The sequence below is a fragment of the Ruegeria sp. C12 genome (assembly GCF_056537745.1).
Window position 1 is genome coordinate 29,527 of the sequence record NZ_JBQFSA010000011.1, and the last position, 25,661, is coordinate 55,187.

25 protein-coding genes and 1 tRNA gene are annotated in these 25,661 nt (G+C 51.6%); 13 read left to right on the forward strand and 13 right to left on the reverse strand.

The features are described from left to right. Window positions 1-110: 110 nt before the first annotated feature. Together ACR0C9_RS19520 and ACR0C9_RS19525 are read left to right on the forward strand one after the other, a co-directional pair. On the forward strand, window positions 111-1,148 hold the full coding sequence (locus ACR0C9_RS19520; RefSeq protein ID WP_480781909.1) for an IS110 family RNA-guided transposase: 1,038 nt from the start codon (window positions 111-113) through the stop codon (window positions 1,146-1,148). Window positions 1,149-1,493: 345 nt separating this feature from the next. Beyond that, a complete protein-coding gene (locus tag ACR0C9_RS19525) occupies window positions 1,494-1,982 on the forward strand; it encodes a RidA family protein (protein ID WP_170520075.1) in 489 nt (162 codons plus the stop codon). 505 nt (window positions 1,983-2,487) lie between these two features. On the opposite strand, the gene ACR0C9_RS19530 is transcribed toward ACR0C9_RS19525, so the two are convergent. Continuing rightward, on the reverse strand, window positions 2,488-3,522 hold the full coding sequence (locus ACR0C9_RS19530; protein WP_480781836.1) for an IS110 family RNA-guided transposase: 1,035 nt from the start codon (window positions 3,520-3,522) through the stop codon (window positions 2,488-2,490). A gap of 444 nt (window positions 3,523-3,966) precedes the next feature. Between ACR0C9_RS19530 and ACR0C9_RS19535 the strand changes: the two genes are divergently transcribed. The 8 genes from ACR0C9_RS19535 (at window position 3,967) to ACR0C9_RS19570 (ending at window position 8,351) form a co-directional block, all read left to right on the forward strand. After that, window positions 3,967-4,197, forward strand: coding sequence for a DUF1192 family protein (locus tag ACR0C9_RS19535; protein ID WP_480781837.1), 231 nt, complete (start codon window positions 3,967-3,969; stop codon window positions 4,195-4,197). Window positions 4,198-4,408: 211 nt separating this feature from the next. Next, window positions 4,409-4,924 carry a hypothetical protein gene (locus ACR0C9_RS19540; RefSeq protein ID WP_480781838.1) on the forward strand — a complete coding sequence of 172 codons (516 nt, stop codon included), beginning with the start codon at window positions 4,409-4,411 and terminating at the stop codon, window positions 4,922-4,924. A gap of 391 nt (window positions 4,925-5,315) precedes the next feature. After that, window positions 5,316-5,409, forward strand: a tRNA-Ile gene (locus ACR0C9_RS19545). Window positions 5,410-5,426: 17 nt separating this feature from the next. Beyond that, window positions 5,427-5,849, forward strand: coding sequence for a hypothetical protein (locus ACR0C9_RS19550; protein WP_171105879.1), 423 nt, complete (start codon window positions 5,427-5,429; stop codon window positions 5,847-5,849). After that, the gene (locus tag ACR0C9_RS19555; protein WP_171105880.1) at window positions 5,842-6,339 is read left to right on the forward strand and encodes a hypothetical protein; all 498 of its coding nucleotides are present in this window, start codon (window positions 5,842-5,844) and stop codon (window positions 6,337-6,339) included. The genes ACR0C9_RS19550 and ACR0C9_RS19555 overlap by 8 nt, the downstream gene beginning before the upstream one ends. Window positions 6,340-6,343: 4 nt before the next feature. Then, window positions 6,344-7,633, forward strand: coding sequence for an AAA family ATPase (locus tag ACR0C9_RS19560; protein WP_480781839.1), 1,290 nt, complete (start codon window positions 6,344-6,346; stop codon window positions 7,631-7,633). 53 nt (window positions 7,634-7,686) lie between these two features. Then, window positions 7,687-7,980, forward strand: a complete 294-nt coding sequence (locus tag ACR0C9_RS19565) for a hypothetical protein (protein ID WP_171105884.1) — start codon at window positions 7,687-7,689, stop codon at window positions 7,978-7,980. Between the two features lie 194 nt (window positions 7,981-8,174). Continuing rightward, a complete protein-coding gene (locus tag ACR0C9_RS19570; protein WP_480781840.1) occupies window positions 8,175-8,351 on the forward strand; it encodes a hypothetical protein in 177 nt (58 codons plus the stop codon). A 197-nt stretch (window positions 8,352-8,548) separates the two neighbouring features. Here ACR0C9_RS19570 and ACR0C9_RS19575 read toward each other — a convergent pair whose 3' ends face one another. The 4 genes from ACR0C9_RS19575 to ACR0C9_RS19590 form a co-directional block, all read right to left on the reverse strand. After that, complete coding sequence (locus ACR0C9_RS19575; RefSeq protein WP_480781841.1) at window positions 8,549-9,469, reverse strand: hypothetical protein; 921 nt, start codon at window positions 9,467-9,469, stop codon at window positions 8,549-8,551. A gap of 102 nt (window positions 9,470-9,571) precedes the next feature. Then, complete coding sequence (locus tag ACR0C9_RS19580) at window positions 9,572-10,552, reverse strand: CobW family GTP-binding protein (RefSeq protein WP_480781842.1); 981 nt, start codon at window positions 10,550-10,552, stop codon at window positions 9,572-9,574. Between the two features lies 1 nt (window position 10,553). Beyond that, window positions 10,554-12,029, reverse strand: a complete 1,476-nt coding sequence (gntH, locus tag ACR0C9_RS19585) for a guanitoxin biosynthesis MBL fold metallo-hydrolase GntH (RefSeq protein WP_480781843.1) — start codon at window positions 12,027-12,029, stop codon at window positions 10,554-10,556. A gap of 10 nt (window positions 12,030-12,039) precedes the next feature. Next, a complete protein-coding gene (locus ACR0C9_RS19590) occupies window positions 12,040-12,273 on the reverse strand; it encodes a hypothetical protein (RefSeq protein WP_480781844.1) in 234 nt (77 codons plus the stop codon). Between the two features lie 99 nt (window positions 12,274-12,372). Here ACR0C9_RS19590 and ACR0C9_RS19595 point away from each other — a divergent pair, with 99 nt between their 5' ends. Beyond that, complete coding sequence (locus ACR0C9_RS19595; RefSeq protein WP_480781845.1) at window positions 12,373-13,707, forward strand: hypothetical protein; 1,335 nt, start codon at window positions 12,373-12,375, stop codon at window positions 13,705-13,707. A 436-nt stretch (window positions 13,708-14,143) separates the two neighbouring features. Continuing rightward, window positions 14,144-14,347 carry a hypothetical protein gene (locus ACR0C9_RS19600; RefSeq protein ID WP_480781846.1) on the forward strand — a complete coding sequence of 68 codons (204 nt, stop codon included), beginning with the start codon at window positions 14,144-14,146 and terminating at the stop codon, window positions 14,345-14,347. Between the two features lie 269 nt (window positions 14,348-14,616). Here the strand turns inward: ACR0C9_RS19600 and ACR0C9_RS19605 are convergent, their stop codons facing one another. The 4 genes from ACR0C9_RS19605 to ACR0C9_RS19620 are packed head-to-tail and all read right to left on the reverse strand — an operon-like array spanning window position 14,617 to window position 19,801. Continuing rightward, window positions 14,617-16,266, reverse strand: a complete 1,650-nt coding sequence (locus ACR0C9_RS19605; RefSeq protein WP_480781847.1) for a TniQ family protein — start codon at window positions 16,264-16,266, stop codon at window positions 14,617-14,619. Continuing rightward, window positions 16,238-17,218 carry a TniB family NTP-binding protein gene (locus ACR0C9_RS19610; protein WP_480781848.1) on the reverse strand — a complete coding sequence of 327 codons (981 nt, stop codon included), beginning with the start codon at window positions 17,216-17,218 and terminating at the stop codon, window positions 16,238-16,240. Before ACR0C9_RS19610 ends, ACR0C9_RS19605 begins: the two co-directional genes overlap by 29 nt. Next, window positions 17,199-19,151, reverse strand: a complete 1,953-nt coding sequence (locus ACR0C9_RS19615) for a Mu transposase C-terminal domain-containing protein (RefSeq protein WP_480781849.1) — start codon at window positions 19,149-19,151, stop codon at window positions 17,199-17,201. Before ACR0C9_RS19615 ends, ACR0C9_RS19610 begins: the two co-directional genes overlap by 20 nt. Further along, window positions 19,148-19,801, reverse strand: a complete 654-nt coding sequence (locus ACR0C9_RS19620; RefSeq protein WP_480781850.1) for a hypothetical protein — start codon at window positions 19,799-19,801, stop codon at window positions 19,148-19,150. The genes ACR0C9_RS19615 and ACR0C9_RS19620 overlap by 4 nt, the downstream gene beginning before the upstream one ends. Before the next feature lie 121 nt (window positions 19,802-19,922). Here ACR0C9_RS19620 and ACR0C9_RS19625 point away from each other — a divergent pair, with 121 nt between their 5' ends. Further along, window positions 19,923-20,750: a hypothetical protein gene (locus ACR0C9_RS19625; RefSeq protein WP_480781851.1), complete on the forward strand. Its 828-nt coding sequence runs from the start codon at window positions 19,923-19,925 to the stop codon at window positions 20,748-20,750. Window positions 20,751-20,987: 237 nt separating this feature from the next. Here ACR0C9_RS19625 and ACR0C9_RS19630 read toward each other — a convergent pair whose 3' ends face one another. From ACR0C9_RS19630 to ACR0C9_RS19645, 4 genes are all read right to left on the reverse strand, one after another. Next, complete coding sequence (locus ACR0C9_RS19630; RefSeq protein WP_480781852.1) at window positions 20,988-22,055, reverse strand: RES family NAD+ phosphorylase; 1,068 nt, start codon at window positions 22,053-22,055, stop codon at window positions 20,988-20,990. A 540-nt stretch (window positions 22,056-22,595) separates the two neighbouring features. Beyond that, entirely contained in the window at window positions 22,596-24,404 is a 1,809-nt protein-coding gene (locus ACR0C9_RS19635; RefSeq protein ID WP_480781853.1) for a DUF2326 domain-containing protein, read from the reverse strand. Next, window positions 24,394-24,645 carry an ABC-three component system middle component 8 gene (locus ACR0C9_RS19640; RefSeq protein WP_480781854.1) on the reverse strand — a complete coding sequence of 84 codons (252 nt, stop codon included), beginning with the start codon at window positions 24,643-24,645 and terminating at the stop codon, window positions 24,394-24,396. Before ACR0C9_RS19640 ends, ACR0C9_RS19635 begins: the two co-directional genes overlap by 11 nt. A gap of 2 nt (window positions 24,646-24,647) precedes the next feature. Next, window positions 24,648-25,604: an ABC-three component system protein gene (locus ACR0C9_RS19645; RefSeq protein WP_480781855.1), complete on the reverse strand. Its 957-nt coding sequence runs from the start codon at window positions 25,602-25,604 to the stop codon at window positions 24,648-24,650. Between the last annotated feature and the right edge of the window lie 57 nt (window positions 25,605-25,661).

Genomic DNA, 25,661 nt, shown 5'->3' on the forward strand with positions numbered 1-25,661 from the left:
GATTTTGAACGGCCGCTTGGCGGACGAAGCATGGGTAATCGGGCTGGCCTGATGGATGGGTCAGGTTCTCGATAGAGTTGCAGCAGTTGCTGCAATCTGAGGAGAACGAAATGGATTACTTTGTGGGTTTGGACGTATCGCTGCGGTCTGTGGCCGTCTGCGTGATTGACGCCAGTGGCAAGCACGTCTTTGAACGCGCTGTTGCTTGCGAGATTGAAGATATTGCGGCCTGCCTACGCGATGTGCCGCAGGGCCAGTGCCGGATCGGCTTTGAGTCTGGCGCGATGAGCCAGCATCTCTATTTCGGCCTTCAAAGTGCTGGCTTTGATGTTGTGTGCATGGAAGCGCGCCAGGTAAATGCGGCGCTGTCCGCGATGCGGAACAAGACCGATAAAACGGACGCTCGTGGGATCGCGCAGGTTCTGCGGTCCGGGTGGTATAGCAAGGTCTTCATCAAGAGCCGGGAGGCGCACGCCTATCGCGCCTTGCTGAGCAGCCGAAAGGCTGTCCAAAAGAAATGCATCGATCTGGCAAATGAGGTTCGGGGGCTGTTCCGAGTCTTCGGTCTCCGCTTGCCGTCCCGCGTTGATCAGGGGTCGTTCGATGAGCGGGTCAGGCCGTTGATCGAAGCCGATCCGGATCTGTCTCGCGCCCTGCTGCCACTCTTGGACGCGCGAGCGATGCTCTATAAGACCTACCGCGAGTTGGACAGGCGCGTGAAGCAAGCCGCTAGTCACGACGCGATCTGCCTGCGCTTCATGGCGATACCCGGCGTCGGGCCAATCGCTACACTCACCTTCCGGGCTGCGGTCGATGATCCGACACGGTTCACCAGTTCTCGTACAGTTGCGGCGCACTTTGGATTGACGCCCCGACGATATCAATCTGGAGAAACCGACAATCCCGGCCGCATCTCCAAGGCTGGTGACCGTGATGTCCGTGCCACGCTTTACGCAGCAGCCAACGCAATGATGATGAGATCGGTCGCGAGTTCCGAGATCAAGAGCTGGGGTCTGCGCCTCATGCGCCGCAAGGGCCGCCGCCGGGCTGTCGTGGCCGTCGCTCGCAAACTGGCCGTCATCATGCACCGCATGTGGGCGGATAACACCGAGTTCCGTCACAGACCTTTGGAGGGCGCTATGACCTGACAGCCTCCCAAAGACAAGCGACGGGATCGTCCCTCACCGGACGAGGTCTGTAGATGACGCCGAATATGTCTGCTGCGACGATCTGAGCGCGAGACGAAGCGGGGCGCTCTACGTCCAATCCGACACATGCATGCAGCGGTCCAACCGAACCGGACCAACAATGACTGCGAAGAGAAGCGTGACCCGGATGAAGGACAGTGATCCCAAAAGTCGGAAACCAAACAATGAAATGAACTTGACCCAAAAGCCCGATTAGAGAAGCGGACATTGCAAAGTTTGGTGGTCGAGGCCAACTTTGGGCATGGTTTATGGTAAGGTCCTTGCATGTCAGCGAGGGAGAGTACCATGATCGACGCCGAACAGCGATTGATACACCACAACATCATTTTACCTGCGCCGCTGAAATTGCCTGTTGGTATGGTGTTGCCATTTCCGTGGATTAATGTTCGGGGCGACCGAGCGTTCGTATCTGGTCATGGACCACAAGAAATAGACGGTACTCCGGCCGGGCCATTTGGAGCAGTCGGGGAAAACGTGTCTGTTGAAGAGGGCTACGCCTCAGCACGCAAAGTCGGGCTTTCTATTCTCGGCAGTCTAAAGCGCGAACTTGGCAGTCTAAACCGAATAACGGGGTGGTGCCGAGTCCATGGGATGATCAATTGCAAATCTGGCTTTAGCGATACGCCTGCGGTTCTCAACGGTTTCACGGATTTGATCATTGACGTCTTTGGAGAAGAGATTGGCCGCCATTCACGTACGGCGGTCGGGGTGGCAGGTCTACCAATCAACTTCCCAATTGAAATCGAAGCAGAGGTTATTGTCTCAACGGCCTAGAATACACGTGAATCCGGAACGACGTACTGGTCAAAGAGGAGCAGGAATGTCGCTGCGCCGGGCAGAAGTACTGTATGGAAGAAGGCATTTGGGTGAGCCAGATCCGCCTCAGCAGGACTCAGCCCAACAGACGACCAAGAAAGAGGAACCGGCAACTACAAAGTTACAGAAGAGATGTGGAATTCGGTGATCTATATTGGACCAGGCTGTTCACTGGTGAGAGACCGTTAGTTTGAGCAATTTCGATGTCCGCTTCTCTAATTGGGCGTTTGGGTCAAGCTCGTATTTCTTCGTTGTTTGGGATCTTTTTCGCTCATCCGGGTCACGCTTCTCTTCGCAGTCTGATTGACGCCGCGCGGGGCATCGCTGCACGCATGTGTCGGATTGGTTGTGGAGAGCCTCGCTTTGAGACGCGCTTTTGTTGGCGCAGCAGACATTTTCGGCTTCATCCACGAACCTCGTCCGGTGAGGACGACCCCGTTCAGATTGATGTAGGGCGTTTAGATCATGCCATGCCCTCCATCTTTTCCGAACGGAACTCGGTTCCATCCGCCCACATTCGGTGAAGCATGACAGCCAATTTGCGAGCAACAGCCACAACGGCGCGTCGACGCCCTTTAGTGCGCATCAGGCGCATACCCCATGACTTGATCTGCGATCCGGCCATGGTTCGCATGAGCAAGGCATTGGCAGCAGCATAGAGGGTTGCACGGACATCTCGATCCCCGGCTTTGGATATACGTCCGGGGTTGTCATGCTCACCGGATTGGAACCGTCGGGGTGTCAGCCCAAAGTGGGCGGCCACTGTTCGGGATCGTTTGAAGCGCGCAGGGTCATCGACAGCGGCCTTGAACGTCAGGGCTGCGATTGGTCCAACACCAGGGACTGTCATCATGCGCATGCTAACCTCGTCCTGGCTTGCTGCGCGCTTGACCCGGCGATCCAGTTCCAGAAAGTGCTGATATAGAACCAACCGTGCATCGAGCAGCGGCAGCATGGCATGGGCCAGAACCTCGTCCATCTCGATCATCGGCCGGACAACGCCGTCAAAGCTGCCATGCTTCACCGTCTTTGGCAGCCGTATGCCGAATATCTTCAGTAGACCGCGTACTTCGTTGGCCAAATCAATGGTCTTGCTAAGTAACGCCTTCCGCGTTCTCAAAAGAGCTCGAACACCATGAGCCTCTCGGCTCTTCATGTGAACGGGGCTGAACCAACCCGTCCGCAAAATCTGGGCAATACCACGTGCATCGTTGCGATCTGTCTTGTTGCGCATCGCGGACAGCGCGGCACTCACCTGACGCGCCTCCATGCAGACAACATCGAACCCTGCCGCGGTCAGGCCGTAGAAAAGATGCTGGCTCAAAGTCCCAGATTCAAAGCCAATGCGCTCAATCGGGAAGGGAAGCGCGGTCAGATACCCTCCAATCTCTTCGATCTCAAAAGGAAGGTCTCGCTCAAACAGAACAGCACCTTTGCCATCCACAACACAAACTGCGCAAGACCGCAGCGATACATCCAAGCCTGCAAAGTACTCCATCGTCATTCTCCCTTGTTCACAGATCTCCTGTGATCCTATCGGGAGCTCGACCTCAGATATGGGTCAGCCCAATTACGCATGCTTTGGGCTGGAAGCGGCCATCCGAAAACCTTCCCCGGCAATACGGCGATGGCGCTGGAGTTGACGGAAGGGTCAGTCGAGAAACTGAGTGGCAGGACAAAGGCGATCCCGCAGTTCATGCAGCCGCGTTGGTGTGACACTTCACAACACGGTTGAAGTCCACTCAGAACCGTCACCGAAAGACCGGATCCCGCCATTCAAGGTCCCCAATTGAATGGCGGGTTCGTTCTGTGTGGTGAGAGTTAGCGAGGCTCGCAATGGACGGCGCGTCCTGGAGTTTTTCTGAGTGCCAATGTCCTGGCTGAAGCTTTGCCAACACCACTAGCTTCGGTCTGCTATCATCAGACAACAATGGTGGATTCGATGACAAAAACAGAGACCGAACAGTTTGAGCACATCCAGTTTAGGATCCCTAAGGCGAAACTGGATGCGTTTAATGCGTTAGTCTATGAGCGTTATGGCATGAAACATGGCGGTAAAACCAAGATGTTCCTCGATCTGATCGCGGAACATCAGACATCGCAGAGGATCGCGTTGTTGAAAGCCGAGATAGAACGGTTGGAAAAGCAAAGGCAGGATAAGCACGCGCTCTAGGAAAAAACCTCACCGCCGGGCCGTTAGTTCCTGTGGTCATGGGTGACGCGAAGCAGTTGCAAATCCGGCACAAAGAAACGCGACTTTCCTGTAGTAATAGATACTACAACTTGCAGTTGATGCGACAAGCAAAGACCATTTTGTCCACCGAAGTACTGACGGAACCCCATCGGACCTGACCCCCACCGGCGGAATTCCAGGAGGGCGCGTAATGTCTGAAGCTGAAGCCACCATCAATGTGGTCGACTACGACAACATTAGATCAAGCGTAGAACGCGAATTGGGCGAAACTCCACTCGGTTGGTCAGGGATCGTGACTGAGCTTTTTGAGCACATCAAAGCACGCAGTGACGAGATTGAGGTCGAGTATCCAAAGGTACTCCAGATCAAGGAGAAGTTTGGCGAACTCCGGATTTACTTTAGCAAGGCATCCGAGGATGAACGCATCCGCGGCTGGGTCGCAGCTACTATCGATAGGGCGAACCAGAGTTGCGAGCGATGCGGGAACGCGGCACGCCCGCATGATTTAGATAGCTGGATCATAACCTTATGCTGTTGGTGCGCGCATGAAGAAGCGGCCAAGCGGTTCGATAAGCACAAACGCCGCTATTTCCGCCGAACAGACGCCCCCGAGCACCTCGTCTGTTCGGTCTGTGGCTATGTTGGACATATCGACCGTTCAGATGACAGGCGGAGGTGCCCCAGTTGCGTGAAAAAAGGCTGGTGAGATCTGGGCGGGTTCCACGCCGCTCACGAAACTCATCGCCTCATGTGGAGTGACTTAAGAGCTGGTCTCCCGCTGTCTCAGAGAAAACACGGAACCTGCAAACCAGTTCGCGCCGACTAAGACTCCGGACTTCCGGGCGCTTTTTGAGAAACCAGAATCACCTCGCGAATCTCCCCTTGAGTGGGAAAATATACGCGCCTGATACGGTCGGGAGGCAGCGTTTCTCACAACCCATGATAGAAAGTTCCCGGAACTACGCGGTGAATCACGACGTTTTGCACGCTTCATGTTGACACGATGCCCCGAGCAGATGCAGCTTCGCCCCATGACCAACACACGCATCCACTGCCAACGAATACCGGCTTAAGTCGATACCCCACGCGAAACTCGTGGGAGGCAGCATTGGCATGCGGGCGGGGCTTATACCCCTGTAATAGCTCCAGATCAGAGTGCACGAGCCGGTTCGATTCCGGCGCCTCCTACCATCCTTTGGAGGCATTCCATGTCACAGGACCCCAATACAAATGAAGACCTGAAAAGACGCCTGAAGCTCTACGCCAACGACGAGCTTCTATCGGAAGTCAAAACGCGCATCGAGACTGGTGAGCTGAAAGAAACGCTTCTGTTCCATGGCGCTACAGGTCGCATGTACTCAGACTATGGGAAAGAAGACCGACGCCGTCTTCCTCCAGACGCCATTCTGCGATTGGTATTCCCTTTTCACGAATTCGATCCTGACAGTATCAGTCATAAAAACGTCTCTGAATGCCTGTTCGACTTACCGGACGAACACTTCTCTGCTCTCAAATCGACGGTGGCGGCAGAGACAGAAAAAGGCCTGCATCGTCTTGTTGCTGTGCTGGAGGAAATCGCTTCAGTTCAAGAATCCCAGCCCCCTAGAACCGGGGATCCGGCGAATGAGTGACATCTTCGACTACGACGACATCCGCGGCTCCGTTGAGAAGCACCTCGGAAAAATCAACCTGGGCTGGGTTCGTATTGTCGCCGAGTGCTTTGAAGCGATCAAGAAGCACTGCGACCGGCGTGAAGAAAGCTATCCCTCGGTCGGCCTGATCAAGCAGAAATTCGGCTCGCTTCGAATCTATATGGATGGGGCGCAGGAAGACACTTTCATTCAACTGCGGTTGCAGCAAGCTATGCAGGAAGCAGAGATGTCCTGTGAGCGGTGCGGTAACGCATCCACAGCTCAGGTCATCGCTGCCTGGCATGTCAACCTGTGCTGTTGGCACGCGCACGAGGCGGCCACTGAGCGGATGGAGACCTTTCCCACGGTGCGTTTGAATACTCGTGCCAAGCGAGATGCGCTTCAATGTCGTAGCTGCGGCTATATCGGACAAATTGCCTGGGGCGCATCGGGTCACCGATGTCCCGCCTGCGTGGCGAAAGGGTGGTAACCCGATGAGTGGAACAACCTGGGAAGAAGATGAGATTTTTGCGCTGGCTGGCTTTTGCCATGACGAGGCAGACATCCTCCGCCCTGTTTTGAGCGCAGCCAACTCCTTTGCCTCCTGGGAAATCGTGAAGCAAAGGATTTTGGAAAGGGCCAGTTCTGAAGACCTCCTCAAGGTGATCAATAAACGATCTGAAGAAACCGCAAGATTTAGCGATGATCCTGACAACTGGCGGCAGACTGAAATTAACCGTTTGAGGGAAATCGATCCTGCTCTCACCGTCTTCGCCCAGGACATGGTGGAACAGATGACGAGTCTGAAGCGCTGGAAAGAGGTCATGTGCCTCATCTCCGAACGTCATGCTGCCGACATGAATATGGAAGCCTCTCGCGCAGAGAGTGAGAAAGCCACTGCTGCCCGATATCTTCTGGACAAGGTGGACTTTGAGTACCTGCCGCGCACCCTCCGAAACGAGATGCCGGAACATATCAAGCAACTCACAACCTGGAGCAATCAGTTCGCCCGACTGGGCTCACTTGATGAGCTGAACGAGCTTCGTGCAGTTTCACAAAGGTTCCCTCATTGCAACTTCGTCATCGAGGGGATGGTCCACCATATCGAGTGCCGATGGAGCATCGGATCTGACATCCTTCATATCCAACCCACCCTACTGGTTGGCGAGCCCGGCATTGGCAAAACAGCTTTTGCAAAGACAGCCTGTAAAGCTCTCGGCCTTTATGTGCAAAGCGCAAACGTCGGCGGCAAATCGGAGAACCATTTGTTTGGTCTTTCGGTAGGTTGGAGTAGCGCGCATGCAGGGATCGTGACGGAGGCCGTGGCAACGGCACGCGTCCTTAACCCAATGATCATCCTCGACGAAATCGACAAGACGCACGCGAGCCGCAACGGAGATATCACCGGCGAACTTCTTGCGTTGCTCGAGCCCTCTGAAGCCAGGAGATATCGAGAGAAATATCTGGCGGCTGACGTGGATGCCTCGCATGTGAGTTGGATTCTGACAGCAAATGATCTGACTGGCGTACCCGCCCCTCTTCTCAGCCGTTGCACAATCTATGAAATCCCGCCTCCAACACCGGAGCAACTGCCTGCGATCATTCAAAGCCTGGTGAGTGAATTCGCTGCTGATTTTGGATTGAGGCCTGAGTTCTTTCGGCTGGATCTGGGCGATGTCGAAGCTCTGGTAGACACCTATGGGCGGCACAGATCAGTTCGGATTTTGAGACGGCTGGTGCGGGGCCTTCTGCATCAGAAAACCAAAAACCACTCGTGGAACTAAGGCAGGCCCACGAGGGCCAAGCGTGCAAACACCACAAAATAGGAAGGACGAAAATGCTTAGAGTTGTTGTTTATGTAAACCATACTCCAATCGCGGAAGCCCATGCAGGAAACATGTCCGGGCTTGCAGATATTTCTGACTACAAGGTCCGAGTATTCGAAGATGAAGCCCCATATCTCGACATCCCGGCTCAGGATGTGACCGGCTGGATTAAGGGGCACACACGCCGCAGCAGCGTTTGGTATCTGGTTCAAAAAATTGCCGAGTTGGCTGTACAGGAGATTGAAGCAACGTCTGACAATGAGCACGATGTGTCGCCAGATGACACCCAGCAAAACGAGCAATGAAGAGTACCGGAGCCGGTCTCCTGTCCTTCTGCACCATCGCAAACTACTCGCGCTGGAAGACGAGCTTGTTTGCAGAATTAGAGCCTCTCCTGAAGAAGCGCTCGCACGCCCGAGAACTGGCTTTCTGAGGGCGATGAAGTATTATGCAAAGTTAGCCAATTGCCCGAAAGCGTCAGATACAGAGGGGAATGGGAATGTCAGAAAAAGGGCCCAATGAGACGACCGAAGAATTCGAGAACCGCTGCGAGCTAGACGCCATCACCGTGGCCTTTCTCCTCCTCAAAGCAGCGCAGTTCGCCTCAGAGGATGGGTTAGCGCGGAAAAGCATGAGCGCTGATGAGTGGGGAGAACTCGCCCTAAAGCAGGTCTAGGAAGGGTAAGTGTCGCCGGTTTTTTGAAATTTTGCGATAGGCCGCAGTCAGCCCAAACCGGACTTTCATTACTGAGCTTTGCAAAGGCGGCTTTGAGTATAATTCCATTCTTTCGCATAAACCACTGCAATGCCCGCAACCGGCCCAACCGAGCGTTTTCGGCTAAGAGTTCATTGCAAAATATTCAATCGAGTTTCTTACCTAGGTTTGGTGAGAAATATGCTGGTTGCAGGGTTCAGATCGTCATTCGGATCCGTCAGAATACCAGCCGGGAATGACACCGAGATAGGTCGATCCTTTGTATCAAGGCAGAGCATGTGGTTATTGTCTCCGTCGCCCAGATCTGCGAGCGCCGCGGGTGTCACTATGCGTTGTGATCCATCCTCGGCCACTACAGTAATACTGTACAGATCACGTTCCACGTCACCGGGTTCTTTGCCATTGGCCAGCGTAACCCCGCCCGCCCAAGTGACCCTAATTGCTTGTACGATGTTGTCACTTGGACAAAGGCTTCCTCTAGTGCGACGTGGCCCCAAGTTTCCGACCAAAGTCCAATCCTCAACAACCTCGGCAAAGATCATTGAGGGCCCGTCTTCCAGCGGAGTCACGGCTACAGTGGCACCTCGAAAATCAAGTGTCCCTTCGATGGAATGAAGGTGCCCAATAACCTCGACTGTAACGGGGGGATCCTCGGCAACGTTCCCAAAGTCTCCGATGAGAAGCACCGTGCGCAATTCACCAGGATCGGTAGCGGGCAACACTGACGCGCAATGCATTGTTCCGATCTGGCCTGACTTTGTTACAACTCTGAAGTCACCTGCCTGCATAGTTTCCAGATCTACCTCGGTTGCAAAAATTACAGGCATCCCGTCTTTGCCCCTGGAACCTCTGCAAATGAGATTTGCTACACGGGGCAACGCCTCGAGCCCGTGGAAAGCGGAAAGCAACTCGGCATCTTGTCCTCCAGCTGAACTCGGCAATCCGAGGTTTGGGGTTGTATCTTCAAGTTCTCGACTTGAAACGTCCTGCGCGCATAAAGCCGTTCCCGACAAGACAATCGCAGTGGCAAGTGCAAGCAATCTGATCGCTTGGCTCCATTTCCTAAACTGCTTCAGCAATTAGGTTTTTCTCCATATACGGTCCGCGGTACTGCGGGCTTTCGAGCTGTTACGTGTTGGAGTTTTACAAACACACGCAAACAAGTTTGGTCTAACTTGCTACTATGCGGTCGCCAACAACGCATCGGAAAGCTCGTATTCCGAAAGGGCCCCTGGTGCACCTATTGCAACAAGCCTTGTTTCAGGTTTTCGGTGGCCCCATGCGCCATCCCTTGCGATGTCCATGCGCTTTCCGACAACCTGTACAAGAATGCGATGATCCGGATCCTCTTCACTGAATACAAAGCCCTTAAGGCGATAAACATCACCCGGAAGCTTTCGAATTGCACTCCGAAGAGAAGACAAGCTTATCGGGCGCTTAGCTTTCATCATAGTTGTAGAGAAGCTGTTCGAGTGATCAGAGTGGTGGCAACCACAATCGGGCCCATGTTCATGATGATCGGGTATTTCTGTTTCGAGCTGTTCGGCGGCAAAGCGACCAACTGAAAGAAGTATATCCAATGGGACATCTGCGTTGACGGCTTCGACCAGACGATATCGACGGAAGCGAGACCCGAGCCAATCGTGCACCCTTTGAACAGCCGCCCTGTCGACGAGGTCGACCTTGTTCAAAATAACCATGTCCGAGAACGCGATTTGACGGAGCTTCAGTTCCATTTGTTCCGGCGCAGAAAATAGTTGTTCCGCATCGACCAGGCACATAAGGCTGTCCAAGCGGATCATGTCCCGAAACTTCTGATCGGTAAATGTCATCGCAATTGATGACGGGTCCGACACTCCGCTTGCTTCAAGGACGATGTATTCCGGTTTCTCAGGCCGGGCGAGAACGGCTTCTACCGTTTCGATCAGGTCATCTCGGATCGAGCAGCACACGCAGCCATTTGCTAAACTCATTACATCATCTTCGAGACCGACTACCAAGTCAGCATCGACATTGATGGATCCAAAGTCGTTGACCAGAACTGCAACCCGCAACCCGTGATTGCCTGTTAGGATCCGGTTCAAAAGTGTTGTCTTACCGGCCCCAAGAAAGCCGGTAAGGATCGTGACAGGGATTGCGGATGTCGAACCGAACTCGATCATATCATTGCTCCGCCTTCTTCTTGCGGTTCGGGATGACGTCATCGACCTTGATTACGAAATCACTTGGCCACTCGGGATCGGGGGCTCGGAATACGTCAGCTGGATAGTATTCCTTGGGATCAATCTCCATGTCGCGGTATTTCTGGTCCTGCTGTTCGGCGCGTGATGACCGCGGTGCTGGCGGCTTGATTTCATCCGGCAACGTGATCTTGCCTTCTGCTTCCATCTTGCCCAATTCGCGGAATGGCGCGACCGAACCAGATTTTCCGGGAAGTGTCGCCTTCCGATACCAGATTGCGTCTTTGGTGACGTTGACGACGGCGACGTCCAAACCCCAAGCGAACAGCCCATCGTAGTGGGCACGGATTCCCGCCAGCATTTCGGCATCGATGTCCTCGTCTTGCGTATAGTGGGTTACCATTGCAAGCCGCGGGCGCGCCTCAGCCATCATCTTACCGACCGCATAGTGCGATGTATGATGCGTATCGATTGTGTAGTTGAACAGCTCTTGCGGCAGACCGTATTTGTAGGTCATCAACTGACCGATATCCTGACCGGACATTTCGGTTACAAAGACGTCGACGCCTTTTCCGTATTCAAGACTCAGTTCGTCAGGGCGGCCGTCACCGGTCCAAACGAAGCTCAGGCCATTCCAATCGAGCCTATAGCCAACAGCACCATCTTTGGCGTGGCTACGAGGCCAGGACCGAACAGTCACACCATCTTCGTCATAGACGATGCCACCTTCTTGGCGGAAATCGAATTCGTTAACTTCGATCTCGTAGCCGTCCCCAATCGGGAATACATCAAAGGCCTCTAGATGCCACTTCAGCATCTGTTGCATACCCTTAACCATTCCCGCTGTTCCAAGCTCTGGTGTGCGACCAGAAGGGCCGTGAATGCGCAGCGGTGTGTAGCCACCGGACCAGGCCCGGAACGGGTAGATGTAAGGGATGTCGGCATAGTGATCGACATGCAGGTGCGTGATGAAGATATCATTGATCAACTGACCCGGAACCTGCATCCCGATGATATTGCGAACACAACCTGACCCGAAGTCGAAGAAGAACCTCTTTCCGTTACCCAGCTCGACCATGATGCACGTTCCAGCCTGATCTTCGCGGGGCGGAAATGGCGTCGAACCACAGAACGATATCCGCATTTCGTCAGGCCCGAGGTCCTCGGACAGCGGGAAGTAATTCGCGTTCGAACCTGTCATGTATTTTGTGGGACGGAAGTACTCCGGCAGAGTGATGCCCCCGGCAGGTCGACCGCCGTACGGGTTCTTTAGGCTTTCCCCTAGTGGTCCATCACCGGGGTGCGCCTGTGCAGCTCCTGTACCGTAGCTGACGGCACCGGTTGCGACCGCACCTGCTGCCAGTCCCTGTATAACGTGTCGCCGGGAAGGGTTTTCGATGTCGTCAGGTTGCTGGTTCTGTTCGTTCTTAAGTTCTTTGCCGTTGTCTTCTTTTGTCATGGCTATGCCCTTAGTTGGAAATGCTGCGAGGAGCGCGCTTCACCATCCGGCGAAGCTCGTTTACGAGTTCAGATCTGATGTGGGCCCATTCCGCGCGCTCTGAGGCTGTGATCGATGTGTCATCCAACAGCGTAGTAACTTTCTTTAGGTCTTCGATTGCCTCGCTGAGCAACGCATCCGTTTCGATACGCCCTGAAAGCGCATCGGAAAGCTCAGGAAGTTCGTCACACAATTCCCAAGTCACTGGATTATCCCCGGTTCCCACTATCTATTCTGACATCAAGATGAGTGCGGTTGACGACATGCGCCAAGTGAGTCACCGTGAGTTGGGGGTGAGTTTGCTTTGAACCAAGCCAATGAATTGCCGATAGATCAAGATGTTGCACCGCCTTCTCCGGAGCTTGTTCGACGGGCACTTCAGAGCGTTGTTTCCAGCGTCGCATTCCAGGCTTCACCTCGACTCCAGCAATTTCTTACTTACGTGGTCGAAGAAACTCTCGCGGGTCGCGGCGCCCAGATTCGTGGCAAAGCAATCGCGGTCGAAGTCTACGGTCGGAGCATTGATGGTACTGGTGGTCGGAATCTTGTCCGCGTCGAAGCCAGACGGCTGCGTCGACTGCTACATGAGTTTTACGAAGATCAATGGGACGGTGAGGGAGTTCGAATTTTTGTTGATTCCGGCGGATACAAGCCACGGTTTTCGCAAGGAAGGACGACAGGAGACGACAACTCAAGAGTTCACGACAGCGATGTGCTTGGCGGGCATCGGCGTCTACGGCAACTGCTGCCAATGGGACTGGGTTGCTTGGTGTTGATTGCGGTGATTGGCATTTGGTTAAATCGGGATACCAAGGTGGTTTTGCCGACAGCTCAATCCATCGAACAGGCTGAGCGAACTGCTCTTGGTGAGCAGTCTTTGACAAGGCTTCAGGCGGCTAACCTTGCGGATCAAGCCAGAGGCATGTTTTTTCCTGTTTTCGATGTCAAGCGCCAGCAAATAGCACTGGGAATGTTTCAGCATGCAACGGAGCTAGATCCCGCACTCTCCGATGGTTATGCCGGATCGGCACAGGTCCTGGCGACTTTGGCCATGCTGTCCCCTGATAAAGCACAAAGAGATGACCTCTTTTTCCAAGCTTCGGAGATGTCGGGAAAAGCACTTGATCTATCTCCAGCCGATGCCTGGGCAAACGGAGCAAATGGTTGGGTACTGGCCACCCAAAATAACCCAGTTGAGGCTATGAAATACGCAAGAATGTCCGCTGAACTTGCGCCTAAGGATGGTCATATTCTGGATCTTGTCGGCATCACCGCCATCATGGCGGGCGCCCCAGATCTCGCGGCTGAGGTTAGCGATCCAGTAAGACTAAGGTCAGGATCGGGCCGCTTTGGCGCACGAAACATTTGGGGTGTATCGCAACTGATGCTCGGAAATTACGAAGGCGTTGTGGACGCCTTTAAAGGAGCGCCCGCAGCCGGTGCGCCTGTAAGTGCTCCTTCTCTCCTGTTCCAAGCCGTTGCGCAGGATCAGTTGGGACATACCGAAGAAGCTCAGCGACTTATTTCCGAAATGCGCAAAACGTGGCCGGAGTTTCCATCTGAGTTTCTTGCCGGCAGGATTTTCCACAATGATGACGCAACGCGGCAAGCGATACTGGATACGCTGAGTAGGTACTGATGAAACGCATCGCATAGCTGCCGATGAACAGTTTTCTAGTTCCTGTCGTTGATGTCATATTCAAAATGGCAATGCTTCGTTGAACTCGAATTATTGGTTTTGGTCGCTACGCTTTCCAGCTTTGGAAGCCATCACAGAATGCAAGAAGTGGCGAATACAGGCGACTTTGCAACGTCTGCTTTCTGCGCATAGCTGACCTTAGTGTCCGGTGAAACATTTTGTACCTTGGGCTCAAGGTAACCACTGAAAGTGTACTCACGACTGGCCGTTTTTCTCGTGCAGCGGTGGTTGGCTGACGAGAGCGAAAACGCTCCATAATCGCGACTTATGTTAAATCCCAATCAGTCTCCGGATCGGGGGCAAAATCAGCAGTTCTTATACCTGAGATTAATTTCGACCTGCAATGGTTGCCCGGTATTCTAGATGAGGAATTGACATGAAAAAACTTGCAACCATCGACCTGCCCAGGACAAGCGGCAATGCGTTTGAAGTGCTGGCACGCTGCCAGACCGCAGCCGAAAAAGCCGGAGCTGAACAAGCCAGAATTCGGGCCTTCCTCGAGGACGCTGTCCAGGGTGACTTTGAGCATCTGTTGCGTGTGGTGAATACCTACTTCGAAGTCTTTAGCGCCGAGACTTGACTAGAGAGGGCCTGGTATGCCGCCACGCAACCACGAACCCGCAATTTAACATCGCATTTCAGTCATTTTTCGGATGGCGCGGGCGAACACTAGGCAGCTTCAGACAGCAGCGAAGCCAGGTCACTTAGTTTTACTAAGTGCCCTCGCGTCGTCTTACCTTCCATTTGCGCACCATGGGTCTCAATCCCTTTGCTCTCAAAATCAGACAGGAGCTTCCGGGACGTTGTTCCTCTTGACCTAGCCAGTGTCGCAACGGGCATGTACTCGCTTTAAAAGATCGCAAGCTGCTGCGGCTTGACCAAGAAAGACTCACTTGGACCATGCGGAACGGTGCGAGATCCGAGTAGGCCCAGCTTGCACCAGTGAGTTACAGCCTGGGCCTTCCAGCCCGTCAACTTTGCGACATCATTTGCGGTCCAGTCTTTTGATAACCGCTGCGTCCCAAGTTCGCGGTCGATGTCGGAAACTGAAAAATGAAACTCCCCAAGTCGCATGTTTTCTTCCGCAACAACAGGTTTGATAACGCCTGTGGAGATTTTCTGAAGAACATGCATCAAAGCAGCTCGATCAGTTGTGCGCCTCAGGTTGAGCTGATTGAACGGTATAGTTTCTCCCGCTTGAACTTGAGTGCAGTTTCGAATGTTTGTTGTGAGCTCTTTTAGGCTTTCACTGTCAATGCAACCATCAACAAGTGGAGGACGGTATTCAGCAGCAACCTCGTGGATCAATTCTGACGCGCGAAGCAGATCAAATTGCTTTCTTGTAACACCAAGGTAGTCTCTGGCCTGCAACCCATCCCAATACCGCTTCCTATCCAGATAGATGTTCGAAATTTCGAAGCGTGGAATCATCGTATGCCGGTGCCCATACCCGCTACGGGCTTGCTTTCCGGCAATTTGACCTGACTGAACCTCAGCCACCAAGCGCTGTGCAGAAATTCCCAGTTCCTTGGCCGCTTGTTTAGCCGAGACCCATTCCCGAGCTTGCAACGGCGTTAGCTTTCCCAGATAGGTTCCCTTGAACTCGGTTGAAGCAGCACGCGACACTGCATCTCTGAAAAGCTGGTACGCATCATCTTCGAACTTCATAAGTCTTTGATACCAGCTTCCGAGCATGGACGGCACAGAGTTGGTTTCTGAATTTCCTGCCAGTATCAACCCTCGAACGTGTTCTTCGAACCCATTTGGCCAATGGTCAAATACAGTTGCCAACGGCTCAATCAGTTCCAACGAATCTGCAACGCTTTTGGGTGTTTGTGTTTTCCCAGACTTGCCCGTGCGGTTCTGAGCGAAACCACTCGCTAGGAAATAAATAAAAGCGCCAATGTCTTTTGGGACCTGACGCCCTCCTGCAAGGTCAAGAAACCGATTGCCAACCGTTGAATCTCCCGCAATCAAGGCGGAGATGATCACTTCGTGGTCCTTTGCTGCCACCCGTGGGAAATTGGAGTAGCTAAAGCCACATCTGCATTTATCAAAGCCGCCGGACGTCGGACGCAATGTGGTTTTGCAGACAGGGCAAACATCTTGAAGACGCGTTTTGTGATGGTGACAGGCAGTCACCAAGTAATGACGCCAAGTTTGTTGAAAGGGTAAGCCATCGGCAAGACATGAAGGGCAAATCGGATCGCTATGATGCCGCTCGAAACGCCAGTTTAAGCTGGGTGACTCAGGTTTGGCAGAAGGGGAAATAGCAACCAACAAACCTTTCTCTAAGCCCATCTCTTGCTCAAAGTGCTCGATGTTCTCGACTAGAATTCGCCCATACTTCCGCCGGAACCGTGTCAAAAATTCAGAGACATCTCTGTATCCATTTACATGGGCTAGACGACGCAAGTATCCGATAAGGCTCTCGCCTTTCAATGGTGGTACTGCAAACAAACCCGGCACCTCATACACCTCGCATAATCGCAAGCTCATGCGACGTCATAGGCTCTACTTCGAGACCAGCATCTGCCATGACTCTGATGTACGACCTGATCAGCTCAGTATCCGATGGTGGTTCTTCTTGAAAAAACGACTGATACGGATCTCGCTCCAGGCCTGAATCCGTCGCTGCCCTGGCAATCGTTTTGGTGCTGTATTGTGAATTTTGGGCACCCAATGCCAGGGGCGCGCGCAGTACTTCCAACGCCACTGGCACACGTCCGCCGGAAACACCGTACAATCGCCGTACCATATCGTCTTGGTCAAACTCCAAAAGGATGCCGGACTCCTCAAGACAATAGAAGGCAGCAAAGATTGCATCGCAGAACGCGATACGATCAGCCTCAACGCTCCACCAATAGGGGTTCATTCGAATGGTGTTCAAACAGCGTCCCGCAAACTGCTCGTTGCTGTCCATAACCGCTTCGAACATTGGCAACCCAGCTAAAATCAGAGTGACTGAGGTTTCATCAACAATAGTCTTGAAGTGATCAGCTGCTTGTCGACGCGAGTGCCTAGTCAGAGTTTCGGCGCAATGGTTCACTTCGTCGATAATGATTGTTTGAATGCCGTGCTCAGCTACGAGCCGAAAGAGACGTTCTCGAATTTGGGCAGGTCGCTCTCGTTCTACGAAATCAAAGCCCATGCTTCGCAAGCAGGAACCGTAATAATCCCGCTCGGAAGGCCGTGGCGGAAGTCGGCCCAGAATGACATCTGAAGATACCAGAATAGCACTTGGGCCGTGGCGGTCATTTTCAACTTGTGCCTTCAAGTCCTTTGTCAGTTCTGTCTTTCCACATCTCGTCGGCCCCAAGATTGGTATGATCCGTCCACCCTCGGTTGCTGCAATATTCAAAAGACGTTTTATCTCCGAGACAGCCCATTCGTGGCGGCTATGTCGAATGAATGCACCTTGCAGAGCTCCACTAGTTGTTTGGTCCAGCATCTTTTCTTTCGACCCTTGGCAAGTTCTTTGATCTCGTTACCGCAAGCTTGTTGGGACCAACTGCTGACCGTATTTGGTCTATTAGTTGTGGGTCCCTTAAACTTCTGCTCTGCATTTCAGCAGCCCGTAGCTTGTCGATTGCCGCAGCGCGGTTTTTTTGCATCTTTGTCTTGGGGCCTTGCTTGTATGCCCTACGCTTTTCGACCTCTGCATGGAGCTCCGCAGCCGTTTTCATTGGTCCGTTGTGTTTCGGCTTAGGCGGTCGGCATTCTCTCAGCTCACTATAAGAAAGTGCTGCCAAGTCTTTTGCTTTATTGAACGCGCGCACCAATTCGCCTGTGTGCGGATCGACCACCAAAATTTCCCTTGCATCAAGGGGAGCGTAGCGAATTTCGACGCGTTGATTTGGACCAATTCGGCGATAAAGACTTGCCAAGTCCTCAGAGTGATAGTTCATAGTCTCGAATTCGATGCCGTAGTGCCACAAGGTCCGCGTTTCTGATCGGATCATCAACGCCGCTTGATGCTCGTCCAAAGACGGTGGTTCAGGCACAATGTGTTCTTCGGCCAACCTGTCCCAAGCGGCGCTTGGTGTTTCCCCTCTTTTGTAGATGTCCTGAACTCTTCGTCTTGGAGTTCTTCCATATTCATCATAGCGCCAACGCTGCATAATCGAGTTGAATTTACTCAACGTCAGACAGGCTTCTTCCATCGCTTTTTGTGTTCGTTTCCTGTCAGGATAAGCTTTTGACTTAGTGGCTCCTGGAAGCTGACTGACCTTGTTTCGCACTGGCAAGAACATGTTTTCGGCAAATGGTTTCTCTTGAGGATTTTTGGGTCTTGCCCAGTGACCATGGACACCTGAAACAGCGATGAAAGCATCGATAGGTTCGCCCACATTTTCCGAACCCTGATCCATGACGGCCATTTTCGGCATGGCAGCAATTTTCTTCCTGTTGACGATATTGTGCTGCTCAAAAAAATCGTCTTCAGGATAGCTGATCATCTCCTTTAGCGCCTTAGCTACATGCTCTGACGACGGTTCTGATAAGAAAACCTGTAACGCAACAATCCAACCAGTAGCACAGTCGATGGCCTCACAAATCCACGGGCGTCCAATTACATTTCCGTCATCATCCACCAGCAATATGTCGGCTTTTGTACAATCCAACTCTATTTGGTCATAAGGTGCTGCGACGTGACAGTATTTTTGGGCCACACGCATATGCTGGCGGGCTTCATTACTGCCCAATTGCCACTTCAGAACGTCAAAATGTGGGACTGTTTTTACAATCGCTTCGACTGCCTTGCGTCCACAGCATCCGGGCTCTATGCCATGCTCACGACAGATGAACTGGTATTGATCGTATGCATTTATGGATAAGCTTGTCAGATTTTGTCTGTCCGACGATGTATATTGCATTTCCAAGAGATCGAGTACTAGCTCGTGGAAAACGCTGTCGTACCTTGGCGTACGATTGCCAGAGTTGCTGTGTTTGGGCAAGAGAGCTTCGGGCCCCCCGTGTCGATACAATTTTACCCAATTCTGAACCGTCGATTGCCTCGGAAAACGATTACCCTTGATTTTGTAGGTTGGTTCTTCTGCAAACTCGCGTTTCAGTATTGGTATGCGTTTTCCCCATTGAACGCCTTCCTCACCAAGCTTTAGTGCCTTTTCCACAATGCGTAGTCTGAGCTGAGCTACACGTGCATCGTCAGTGGTTACATTGCGAGGGCGTTTGTCGAAACCTCCACGCTGCACAAGCCCGTTATGCACATGGTCCCGATATTCTTGCCCAGTTATCTCAAAAGATTCACCCTGCGAGTTCGAGATTTCATATGCATCCCGCCCGGCTATCGCTCCATCAACAGCGTAGGTCTCACCCTTAAATTGAATGGTTCTCTGGTGCCGCTTTTTGAGGATCTGCTTCAAAACTCGATTACCTCCAGATGCCTTCGGTCGCGGATCGCAGTATTGAGGTGCGTGGACGGCCCAAGAGCTTCGCGTGAAAAATCGAACACCAGGTAGCCATCAAGAATAAGACGAAGGATCTTCGCTTGGGGGATACCAATATTCTCTCTTAGTTCTTTGAACGTGACACGTTGCTGTTTGAGGTTCACCATTCTGCTTGCAAGTTGAGGGGCGGTCTGTTCGGCTTGTCCTTGCAATAGCAGCCAGGCATTTCGATCAATCGGCCCTTGCAACAAATCCTCAGTAACTATGACCAGGGAGACTCCGACTTCGGCAAGAAGTGAAGGATAGTCCAGGTACTCAGGTTTCTTATCTATGTGAGCGCTGTGCTTGGCGTCCAAGTAGAACAAACGGCCGTCGACAAGTTTGACTTCTAGGTCCGGTGTATAAAGCTTAGGCCTGTACCGACGCCCTTCATAAGCCTCTAGCGCCGCTTCTTTGTTTGCAAATGCTCTTCCGGTTCCCATGTCGATTGTGCAAGGCTGTGGCTTAAGCGAGACCACACGAGGGTCGACCTGCATGCAACGAACCAGCGATGCCTCCATTTGGCTTTCAAGCTGAATGACGCCTGGGAACTTGGCGCCAGACATTTTGCCAGCGCGTTTTTTCATTCCGCGCTTGTGAACGCGTCGGGCCGTCGGGGGTGCGTGTCGATCTATCCTCATACGGGCTCTATACATGCATCCATTCGCATTGGCAATGGGCTCGATGCGAATAAAATGATTGCGACTGATGATGACTGAAGACGAATTTCAAGATTTGGCCAAAACTGAAAACTGGATTGCCCTCGGAGCGTGGCTCAACCAAGTCGTTCAAGAAAGCGAGACATATGGTTTCGAGTTTCCTGACGACGCACTTCAAAGTGTAGCCGAGATCAGGGGCACAAAGCCTGCCAGCCTTCGCAATCCCATGTCTGCGGCAAAATGGTTGAAAAGTAACCACCCCGATCTCTTTGATGCGAAGCCTGACTGGCTGGCGATGATGCAAGTGATTATGCTCTCAAGAATAGACCGGTATGATCCAAAGAAAGCCCGCGAGATTGCAGATGCAGTTCTTTCAGGCGAGCTATCGCAAGCCGAAACCAAATCTATTCTTGATCAAGCCCGATTGGCGGAAAAGCCGACTGTTGTCATAGCGAGAGGTGGTTTCGGCGGCCAGAAAAGAGCGCGAGATTTCGCGTCAAATGCCAAGAAGCTTATCAAACAGAACGCCAACGACATTTTTGATACGAGAAAAACCCTGACTGTTCGTGAAGGCCGAACATTCGAACCTCTCGCCACAGACTTAATCGTTTACGACGGCTCGCAACCTTTTGCTGCGATTGAAATACGAGGGCCTCGCAATAGGATTGATCCCGGGTATTTGATCGACCAAATGGCTAGGGCAGCACTTCTTCTAAGGAAAGTTCCCGAAGTTCTTTACATTGTCCCCGAGAAATCTGAGTACAAGTTAGATGAACTTGTTACGATACGCGATAAGCTAGAAATTGAAGGCATTAAGTTTGGAACATTGCCGGAAAAACGTTCGCTCACGCCAGGTGACATACATCTAGTAGGATGACGTATCTGCTGTATGGTATTCAATCCACCTATGGTGAATTACGCGACTCTACAAAACAAACACCAAATCGATAGTGGCTTGGCTGAAACAGCCGCACAGAACTGACTCGACATCGAAGGGCCGTAGTACCTAGCACCAAGGCAAACTATGCGCATAAAAGCAGACTTTATAAAGTACAGCAGTCGGCTCAACATGGCCGGTCACCCTTTCTTTCTTTTCTGCATGGTCAAAATCTAACTAGAAGGGAAACCATTCCTCTTTGCCTTTGCCTGCTGCGTGGGGGTTTGATTCAGGTGTGTACGCCTCATGTTTTTCGTGAGTCACCCCTGATACTTCATGAGAAAAAATAGAGCCTTCCACTATCTTGATAGCTGGTCGTTCGGTTGGATGGAAATAGTGCGAACTTGATTTGGCACCTTCAACTACGGCTCCACCCCCGAATATAGCTATGTTCTTACCGTTCCCGTTTTGAGCTGAGCGGTAAATGATTGCGTCGATAGTTTTCTCGTTGTCGTCAAGTCTAAGCTTGTGAAGATTTGTCAAATACTCCGAGACAACTTGGGTGGGTACGTAGTCCAAGTGTTCGTCGTTAGGCAGGCATGGACGTGCAATTTCGCTCATGAAAGTTGTCATGAACTTCCATAGCCTTAATCGTTTCACGTGAGTTGGCGCAAAAACATTTATCGCTTTGGGTCGTCCAGTGAACTTTGTTGTGTCAAGAACCAGTAGAGGGCGCGTTAGTTCGAATTGGGCTGAAATCACCGTTTCCCCTACCGCAGGGCGCAATTCGGCAATGCAAGTGTCTAAATCGAAAGCTCCGTAAAAAGCTAGTATGCCTGAAGGGTTCATACGACCCGCACTCCGTAGTTTCTCCGGAGGCGGGCCCAGCTGGTTGGCAGGATCCTGTGCTATCTGCTCTCTCTCTGCGATACTATTGGCTTTACGCGCACGATAGATATGGTCGACTCCATCACTAGGGTTTAACGTGTAAACAGCCGGTCTATTCGCGTCATCGCGCAACAAATGGAGTCCATCGAAGATTTCGCGAAGTTTGCTTAGTGCGTTCTGACTGAAGAACCTCTGTTCGTGCAAGATTTCACGCCGAAAATGGCGCCAAGTCTGGCTGTGCTCGTCATATCCGGCATCATTTTCGATATAGCTGCCATCAAAAATGTAGAAGGCGTCTTCGCCATCGGGCGGCCAATAATCGTCGTTTTCGATTAGCGCATCAGCCAAAGCCGTGACGACCGCGTGATCGTCAGCTTCCGTCAAATGATACAGTGTCCCAGGCAGGTCATCACCCATAAATTCATCATATTGGGGATGGTAGTTCCCAAAAGTGTATCTATTCCTGAAAACTGGATCGACGATCTCGGCTACCGCGGATATTGGCACTCCCTTCTTAGATGGATGAAAATCACAGGGATTGTCTGGGAAGCTAGGCCTAACGTCCTTGATCCGGCGCTGTAGACCAGAATCTCCAAAGCAGTCTGGGCAAACTAAAGTCATGTCAAATATCTTTTCTTGCCGTGAATAAATTCCAAGAAGCGGCTACATGCGTGGGCTTCGATGCGCAGTTTCTGAAAAACGTACTCGTTGGTTTTTGGCATTATCGGGAGAGGGAGCGCACCGGCTGGATCCCAAAACAGATTTCTGATGTTGGTCGGTGGTGATCTTTACAGGCGACACTGAGCTTTTTTAAGGGATGAAATGGTGCCATCACAAACCTACGCAGCACAAACCCTAAAAAATCTTCGACTCGACTTTTCGAGCCAGACAGTGATGCTCTGCGCAATATTCGCGAGATGAAAGTTTTGGTCGGTCGAAGCGAAGGCATTCTACAATCTAAAACTCTGCCATTTTAAACAAACGACCATCTCTTCCATCGTCATTTAACCTTAGAACCACTTCGTCCTCAGAAAACCGAACAGGGTGGTCTTCTAAATCGCGAGGAAGGTCGGTGTCGATCAGAGTGAAAATGTACTGTAGCTTACCGTCGCCGATCTGTTCATGAATCACGTCGAGTAAGTTCTTCTTTTTGCGGTTGTCGAGGCCTTCAAATACCCCATCATGAAATACAAACCGGAAAAATGGCGCGTTCTCGTATACTTTCAAGAGTGCCAAATCAAAGAGAACACATATCAGCTTTTGATAACTCGTTCCGTCCGACAAATTGGATGTAGTGGTCGTACTCCCCGGCAACGATAGGCCGATTTCATAGTCAAAATTGTTCTGCCTGTTGACACGAAAGAAGATTAATCCGTCGTGGTTGAGAACTCGCTTACAGTAGGCATTAAAGGTATCTCGGAACCTCTCAAAGAGTTGGTTGGGTTTCTCGATCATGGCCTTTAGTTCATCCGCAACTCGCCCTCGATTTCTTTCGACTTCGCGTAGTTCGCGTGCAGCCGCCGCCACGAGTTCGAGTTTTCCTTTTTGTTCCTCCAAGTAAACAAGACGAGCTTTGTGTTCTGCGAGGCCCTTCTGCAATGCCTTGAACTTCTCAAATGTATCAGTCGCTTGAATGAATTGTAGCCGATGCGAGCGTTGGGCATCTAACTGACTCTTCCTCTTGGAAAGCTCCTCCCAATTTTCTTCGAGATTTTTTCTTTGTCTACGGAGTGCAGAATTTCGCTCCCTCGTGATCTTTCGGTTGAACGCTACAAGTTGTTCATAGTCCCGGGAAAGTTGCCGAGGAAAGTGGATTTCCACCTCTTCAAAAATAGATCTGACATCATTTAGGTCGAACTTGTCCTTGTGGGCCAAAGCTTCGTCAATCTGTCTGATATCAAATCTCAAATTGTAAATATGTGTTGAGATGTCTGCTATTTCCGCTTCAATCTCGTTCACAAGATCGCGGACCAACTTCTGTTCTTCCTCATCGAAGCTGAAGGCATCCAACGCTTTTTCGCTTGATTTGATGTCTTGGACCAACGACGATATCTGTGCGTTCAGCTGAGGGAGTTCATCCTCGGAGAACTGAACTTCTCCCTGAAGATGGTCCAACTTTACCTTTTTGTCGGCATACTCCTCGTCGAGATTGTACTTTTGCTGCACTAAGCCATCATCAAAAGCAAAAAGCCTGGCGATAAATGGTTTCCAGTACTGATCTTTGGATGAGGCAAATTTCTGAACCTTCAGTTCATCATCCCAGTCACTTTGGGCTCGCAAGAAATAGGTAATTGCTTTCCTGTAGCTAAAGGGCTTCAAGACGCGCAGGTCGAGCCAGCTGTCTAGAATTAGTTCAGCGTCGGTTCTGCCTAGTTCAAAATGATCCCATCTTTCCTCTGGCTCATCCACAAATGATGAGCCCGATTTGTCATGTCGCGCCAGTGACACCAAGTTAGGGTCATTAACCCCCCGGCGCACGGTCGCAAATCCTCCGGCATTCAGCGCAATTTCGATAAAGAACTCGAAGCCCTCAAACAGGCTCTTGTTCTTGGCAAGGAAATGTCCCGGCCACATGCCTTTCAACAATAGGAAGTCGATTAGGTGAAGAAGCGTGGTCTTCCCAAGATTATGGGAGTCTCGCGCGTGATCTGACGGATGACGAATTTCGCCCAGTACAACGTTTAAGCTTGTCGCATGATTCCCGAAATTAAAATCAATGGGTGTGAAAATCTCATCTTGGTTGCTGTACAAGCGGCTAATTTGCATTGGTAACACCGACAAGTTCGACCACATCGTTCTTGGTGTGATACTCAACACGCCCCAGAAGGAACAGAAAGCGCAGCGCGGGAAGAAACATCAACTCACCATCCTCACCGATACGCCGAATGATCAGCTTACGTAGTGCCTCGAAGCTCACAGCACCCTTGCGTTTCAACTCTTTAAGGATCACTGCGGCTACACGGATTAGTGAGGTGTCGAGGTCTAAATGCTTCTCTGCTGTCAACATGGTTAAGCCGCCAATTCATCTTCGCTTTTCACACCGATATCGCAGTTACAGTACATGTAGTGCAAGAGGATGCTGACCAGCCGTCGCTTGCCTTTCAAGGCGTCTCGCTGGCTTTGCACCCTGTCGTACAAAAACGTAAAAACCCGATCAAAGTCTGAAAACTGATCTCGTTCTACAACCAGCTTTTGCTTCAATTCGTCAGCAGCGTCATGGTAGAGGTCTTTGAATTCGACGTTACGAGGGTTCTTGAGAAAGCGTTCAATCTTGTCGAAATGAAGCATGGATTCAGCTTCAATCACCTGCTCATAAAACTCTTTGGACAATCCATTGATTGGGTTCTTTTTTGATTTGATTGAGATGGTATCGAACGATTGAGCGCTGTCAAACGCTTCATCGACGTGCCCATCCGAGTAGGCATGAAGGGCGGAGATAACTTCAACGAGGTCATCTGGTTGAAACGAGAACGGTTGAAAGTCTCTAGCGTTTGGTAGCGATCTCGCCAAGTTAGGCTTACTTTCCAGTTCCAGATTGAGTCGTTCTATTCCAATGATATGCGCTGACTGAAGCCCTAGAGCCATAAGCTCCTCATGAATTTTCTTTTCAGCGCGACCTGTTAACTTTCGGTTAGCAAACAAAAGGTAGTGCTCGCACATCTCATCCTCGACGAGTGTTGAAATGCGAGGGTATTCCTCGTTCTTTAGCGTGCGTTGGAATGGTCTCTCCGAAAAGGACGCTATCGGTGAAGCTGCGTGTTTTGCCTGAAGCACAAACTTACCGCCCAACGGTTCGTTTGAGCTGGGGAATTTATTCGCCTTTCCGGTGAACTTACCGTCTCTGCCGCCGTCGGGACCGGGCGCGAATGGCGTCATGCCTTCGCCTAACCAATCGACTGAAATCTTGACACAAAGGTCTTCAAAATCATCGTCGCTGAGTTCGTGTAGACGGAAGTCTCTGCGCATAAATAGCCTGAATTAGAAATAGTCTGCTCAACCCTAAGGTTAGGGGATAGGAATTCA